Annotated in this window: 7 protein-coding genes and 1 tRNA gene; 6 read left to right on the top strand and 2 right to left on the bottom strand. The window is 46.4% G+C overall.

The genetic code is table 11. The features are described 5' to 3' along the window. Positions 1 to 253: 253 nt before the first annotated feature. On the top strand, positions 254 to 904 hold the full coding sequence (locus ACY69O_RS00480; protein WP_462331508.1) for a class I SAM-dependent methyltransferase: 651 nt from the start codon (positions 254 to 256) through the stop codon (positions 902 to 904). Positions 905 to 966: 62 nt separating this feature from the next. On the opposite strand, the gene ACY69O_RS00475 is transcribed toward ACY69O_RS00480, so the two are convergent. Further along, the gene (locus ACY69O_RS00475; protein ID WP_462331507.1) at positions 967 to 1329 is read right to left on the bottom strand and encodes an ArsR/SmtB family transcription factor; all 363 of its coding nucleotides are present in this window, start codon (positions 1327 to 1329) and stop codon (positions 967 to 969) included. 183 nt (positions 1330 to 1512) lie between these two features. Here ACY69O_RS00475 and ACY69O_RS00470 point away from each other — a divergent pair, with 183 nt between their 5' ends. From ACY69O_RS00470 to ACY69O_RS00455, 4 genes are all read left to right on the top strand, one after another. Further along, the gene (locus ACY69O_RS00470; RefSeq protein ID WP_462331506.1) at positions 1513 to 1731 is read left to right on the top strand and encodes a cation transporter; all 219 of its coding nucleotides are present in this window, start codon (positions 1513 to 1515) and stop codon (positions 1729 to 1731) included. Positions 1732 to 1742: 11 nt separating this feature from the next. Beyond that, positions 1743 to 3650 (top strand): heavy metal translocating P-type ATPase, encoded by a 1908-nt coding sequence (locus ACY69O_RS00465; protein ID WP_462331505.1) that lies wholly within the window; start codon positions 1743 to 1745, stop codon positions 3648 to 3650. 93 nt (positions 3651 to 3743) lie between these two features. Further along, positions 3744 to 4364 (top strand): DNA-3-methyladenine glycosylase I, encoded by a 621-nt coding sequence (locus ACY69O_RS00460; RefSeq protein ID WP_462331504.1) that lies wholly within the window; start codon positions 3744 to 3746, stop codon positions 4362 to 4364. Between the two features lie 62 nt (positions 4365 to 4426). Next, positions 4427 to 4503: transfer RNA gene (locus ACY69O_RS00455), tRNA-Arg, on the top strand. Between the two features lie 54 nt (positions 4504 to 4557). Here the strand turns inward: ACY69O_RS00455 and ACY69O_RS00450 are convergent. Next, a complete protein-coding gene (locus tag ACY69O_RS00450; protein ID WP_462331503.1) occupies positions 4558 to 5514 on the bottom strand; it encodes a sirohydrochlorin cobaltochelatase in 957 nt (318 codons plus the stop codon). A 203-nt stretch (positions 5515 to 5717) separates the two neighbouring features. On the opposite strand from ACY69O_RS00450, the gene ACY69O_RS00445 reads away from it, so the two are divergent. Then, the coding region (locus ACY69O_RS00445) for an alanine racemase (protein WP_462331509.1) at positions 5718 to 5889 on the top strand (172 nt) is incomplete at its 3' end.

Raw genomic sequence — 5889 nt, 5'->3', positions numbered from 1 at the left:
GAATAAGTTTGAGTTTTTCAAAGGGTTGAGGCTGTTATGCTTCAATCCTTTTTGATTTGATGACTCGGCAAAAGATGTCCCCCACTTCTGTAAGTGGGGGTTGTGGCTAATAACAGGCGATGAGCATATCTCCCGCCTCGTTGCGACGCGAAGCTAGTGCCGCAGATGAAAGTTTGCCTATGGCAAACTTTGATTGAAGGCATTATAAAAATTTTGACAGATATGATACGATGAAATAGCAGGGAGGGATAAAATGAACAGGCATTCACATAAAGAAAAGAGCATTACACAGCAGGGTAATCCGGGCAAGCCGGCAGGAGAAGCGGGAGAGCAGATGCTTGAGCGCATGAATCGTGAGCATTATGAGGTAACGGGCTGGGGCCTTTCCTTTTTTGAGTTTGATAGGCGGGACGTTATTCTTGATATAGGCTGCGGCGGAGGAATGACACTGAGCCGCTTGGCTGAGAAAGTACCTGAAGGGGAAATTTATGGAGTAGATTATTCTGCTCTGTCGGTTGCAAAGTCTAAGAAAATGAATAAAGCGGCTGTTGAAAGCGGGCGCATGAAAATCGTGGAAGGCTCTGTTGACGCACTTCCTTTTGATAGTGAAATGTTTGATAAAATTACCACGGTAGAGAGCTTTTACTTCTGGCCGACTCCGGAAAAGAGCCTGAGCGAGGTGTACCGAGTGCTGAAGCATGGCGGTGTGTTTATGCTTATAGCGGATATTCACGGCGGGGCGGAGCTCACAGAAGACCAGCTTGAAAATATAAAACGGTATGACCTTCGCAATCCTGCGCCTGAGGAATTTGAGCTTCTGTTCAGGACAGCGGGGTTTGATACGGCAGCGGTGCATACAAAGGAAGGAACATCCTGGATTGCGGTGGAAGGCCGCAGAAAATGAAATATTGTGCTGATAAGCAAATAAAAATGCCGGGCGGAAAAATCCGCCCGGCATTTTGTGTTTTACCCCATGCATGAAATCTGTGCTATCTTTTCTATACTGTGGTGCAGCGACATGACAAGCTTTGTATCGGCGGCGCGGTAAAACATCTCCTTGCCTTTTCGCTGGCAAGTAATAAGTCCTGCGTTTTTCAGCAGCCGGAGATGATGTGAAACTGCGGGGCTGGACATATCCATAGCTGCGGCTATATTCTGCACGCACTCCTCTGCATGGCACAGAAGCCAAAAGATGCGCAGGCGGCTGGGGTCGCCCAGCTGCTTCATTGCCTCAGAGACGGCGGCGATGGTTTCAACGGACGGGATATGTTCGATAAGCTCATCTTCGGACATGTCGTGAAGATGGGGAAGGTGCTGACGTTCTTTCATTGCATTTCCTCCTAAGAGATATACTGATACAAGTATATCATGGTTTTCTTTGTTTGTTGCATGTGATATTTTTTTCTAAAAGGGAATTGACAGAATTGCAAATTTCGGTTATCATCAATATAACGATTAAACAATCGTTTAATTGAATCAACTATATCATATAACATACGGGAGGAATTTACAATGAAAAAATCTTACAAAATCGAAGTTGACTGCGCAAACTGCGCAAATCTCATGGAGGATGCAGCAAAGAAGACGGAAGGCGTTGCAGATGCTGTCGTTAATTTCATGGCACTCAAAATGAAGGTTGAGTTTGAGGAGGGTGCTGACCCGCAGAAGGTTATGGAAAATGTCCGTGCTAACTGCAAAAAGGTCGAGGAAGACTGCGAAGTTTTCATCTGAGGTAAATCAATATGAACGCTAAACAGAAGAAAAATTTAATTCGCATCGCTGTTTCAGGCGCGATGATGTTGGCGTTGGAATTCGTGCCGGTCGAAGGACTGGCACGTTTTGTCCTTTATATGATTCCATACCTCATCATCGGATATGATATCCTCATTAAAGCATTTCAAGGTATTAAAAACCATCAGGCTTTTGACGAAAGTCTTTTAATGGCGATTGCGACAATCGGTGCTATTTCCCTTGCGCTTTATGATAACGGGGATTACACAGAAGCCATTGCCGTTATGTGGTTTTATCAGATTGGTGAGTGGTTTCAAAGCTATGCTGTCGGCAAAAGCCGCAACGATATCAGCGCTCTTATGGACATCGTTCCAGATACGGCAAACGTAGAGGGCGAGGACGGGCAGCTTGAAGAGGTTGACCCTGATGATGTCGAAGTAGGTACTGTCATTGTTGTCCGCCCGGGTGAGCGTGTACCTATTGACGGTGTTGTAATCGACGGCACATCTTCCCTCGATACATCCGCGCTTACAGGAGAGGCTGTTCCGCGTACTATCAAAAAGGGTGAGGATGTTGCCAGCGGCTGCATCAATCTCAGCGGCGTTTTGAAAATCCGTACAACGAAGGAATTCGGCGAATCTACAGCTTCGAAGATTATGGAGCTCATCGAGGATGCAGGAAGCCGCAAGGCGAAAACAGAGAAATTTATCACGCGTTTTGCGCGGGTTTATACTCCGATTGTTACAGTGCTTGCTGTACTGCTGGCATTTGTTATGCCGCTGTATCACATCGCAACGGGGGCGCCCGCAGAGTGGAGCACATGGATTTATCGTGCGCTTATCTTCCTCATCATGAGCTGCCCATGCGCTCTGGTCGTCAGCGTACCGTTGAGCTTCTTTGCAGGTATAGGTACTGCCAGCCGCGAGGGTGTACTCGTAAAGGGTGCAAGCTACCTTGAGGCTCTTGCCTCTGCAAAAACTGTTGTATTTGATAAAACGGGTACGCTCACAAAGGGCGTGTTTGATGTAACGGGCATCCATGCCGATGACGTAGACAAGGATATGCTTCTGCACATGGCTGCACATGTAGAGCGTCACAGCAGTCACCCGATTGCTGTATCGCTTCGCAATGCATTTGCTCATGAGGCAGATTCCTGCAGCGTCGAAGACGTAGAAGAATTTGCAGGACAGGGCGTCCGGGCAAAGGTCAACGGCAAGGTTGTGTATGCGGGTAACGAAAAGATGATGGTAACCGCAGGCGTTGAGGCTCACGGCTGTGAAAACGAGCCTGTCGGTGCGCTCATTCATGTGGCAATCGACGGAAAATATGCGGGACATATCATCATCAGTGACGTTGTTAAAGACCATAGCGTACAGGCTCTCAAGGAGCTTAAAAAAGCAGGTGTACGCCAGAATGTTATGCTTACGGGTGACGTTAAGGAAGTCGGCGAGCGGGTTGCGAAGGATATCGGTATCGACCGTGTCTGCACTGACCTTCTGCCTCAGGACAAGGTCGCGAAATTTGAGGAAATCCTCAAAGAGCGCAAAAACGAAAATGAAATGACGGCATTTGTCGGTGACGGTATAAATGACGCGCCGGTACTGCGCCGTGCTGATATCGGTATTGCAATGGGCGCTATGGGCAGCGATGCAGCCATCGAAGCTGCGGACGTTGTACTCATGGATGATGACCCGCTGAAAATACCTACTGCTATCCGCATTGCAAGAAAATGCATGGCTATCGTGCGTGAGAATATATGGTTTGCTATCGGAATCAAGGTAGCCTGCCTTGTTCTTGGTGCCATCGGTATGGCGAATATGTGGTTTGCAATCTTTGCTGACGTAGGCGTGACGGTTCTTGCCGTACTTAATGCTTTCCGCTGTATGTTTGTCAAAGGCATAAAACCTGAAAACGCATAATTGAACTGTTAAAGGATGTGTGGATTATCTGCACATCCTTTTTCTTTTGGGCAAATTTCGGATGATGCATTATAATTGAATAAAGGGGGCGGTATGATGTCATACTGTGACTGGGATAAATGCAATGAAAAAATGATGCTGTACCATGATACGGAATGGGGCGTGCCGCTTAAGGACGACAGAAAGCAGTTTGAATTTCTCATGATGGAAGCCATGCAGTGTGGACTTAACTGGAATATGATGATACAGAAACGTGAAATTTTTCATGAATGCTTTGCGGGTTTTGATTTTGATGCTGTGGCAGCTTTCGGGGAGAAGGATATTGAACGCATTATGAAAACCCCGGGAATGATACGTTCGCCAAGAAAAATAAATGCCGTGATTCATAATGCCCGCTGCTTTCAGAAGGTAAGAGAAGAATGGGGGACGTTTACGGAGTACCTGTGGCACTGGTCTGACGGAAAAACAATTCTTTATGACCGGCACGCCGACGGCATTATCCCCGTGAGCAACGGACTTTCTGAGAAAATCAGCAAAGACCTGAAAAAGCGCGGCTTTAAATACCTCGGACCTGTGACGGTATATTCGCATCTGCAGGCATGTGGCATAATAAATGACCATGATAAAGACTGTCCGAGATACAGCTTTATCAACGAAAAATTTCCTACTATGAAAAAGAAACGTCTGCTGGAAAAAGATGCAAGGCAGTTTTGACTTGGAAATATTTTGCCTATGGTAAAAATTAAGCAATTGAGTTATAATTTAAATCGTTCTTTGCGGTTGTAGCTCAGTTGGATAGAGCATCTGCCTCCTAAGCAGAGGGTCGACGGTTCGACTCCGCCCAATCGCACCACAAATAACAATCCCCGAGTGCCTTAGAGATAAAGCACTCGGGGATTTTGTTCTGTCAGTTTTTCTTTTGAAGCAGATGGTAGGCTTCAGCTGCACGATCTACGAACATCTGGCGGATAGCAGCATTCTCACCGAGTCCGTGGTTGAATATGCTTACGGTGAAACCTTCGGCTTCAAGCTGAGATTTATGCGAATCCGGATGCTCTCCGGCCATGTCGTTTTTGGCGTGTTCACCTGCGACCATCATGGCGGGCATAAGTGTTACATGCTTTATGCCGTTTTGTCTGAGCCGCGGAATTATATCCGAGAGCATAGGCCAGCCTTCTACCGTGTAAACGTAAACATTTTTGATGCCTGCAGATTCAAGACGCATCTGAATCATAGTATAGAAGGCATTGGACGGATGAGGTGTGCCGTGAGCCATAAGGAGAACAGCTTCATTGTCATTTTGCTTTGGAAGCTGTGTCTTTAATGCCTCAATGAAGTCTTCAAAGTCGTCGCGCTGGTCTTCCTGTCCCATCCAGTAGAGGAGAGGCGTGCCCATCGTCATTTTTTTGAAGGATTCCTTGTAGCGGTCGAATACTGCTGTGTTATATGCGTATTCCATACCCGGAAGTATATCCAAAGTTGTAAGTGCAATACGGGTATACCCTTCGTTCTTTAGCCGGTCAAGTGCTTCCTCAGGAATAGGAATACGTACGCCTTCATTTGCTTCCATGCGGTCGATAATTATGTGAGAGGTGAAGGCGAGACTTATTTTTGTGTTGGGATGAGCAGCCTGAATCTGATCGACGGTTGCCTGAATCGTGGCTTTGCGCGTCCCCTTAAATGTTGTGCCAAAGCTCATGACCAGAATGGCGTCTTTATCTTCAAGATGCTGCAGCGTTGGGTTGTCATAGGAAAGTTCACCGATCTGGGCTGCCTGAAGCAGTGACGGTGTAGGTGCCTTGACTGCGCTGTTGAGTTTATACGTGGTAATCATCCCCTGAACAATTGAAAATACTATGACCATTAAAATAAACCATATAGTAGGTATATAGTCAATAGAATATAATATGTATTTAATATTCAGAATGTAATATTAATTTTCGGAATGCAGTGTAAGAAACGCTCACAGGGTTGTTTTGCTTTTCTGTGTGATGTATCATTTATTTGTATAAAAATTTATGGGAATCTTTGGAATCATCAGAGGGTCCTTAAGAGTGGGGCGGTAGAATGTCAAATCGTGGAGCTTGGGCGGAAATCAATTTGAGTGCTTTAAGGCATAATATTTCAGTCATAAAGAGCCGTGTGACGAACGGAGCGAAGTTTTGCGCGGTTGTTAAGGCCGATGCCTACGGACATGGCGCGGTCGCCGTGGCTCGTGAAGCTGTGGCACAGGGAGCGG

Source organism: Schwartzia sp. (in: firmicutes) (assembly GCF_978017985.1).
This window is presented reverse-complemented; position numbering and strand designations above follow the sequence as displayed.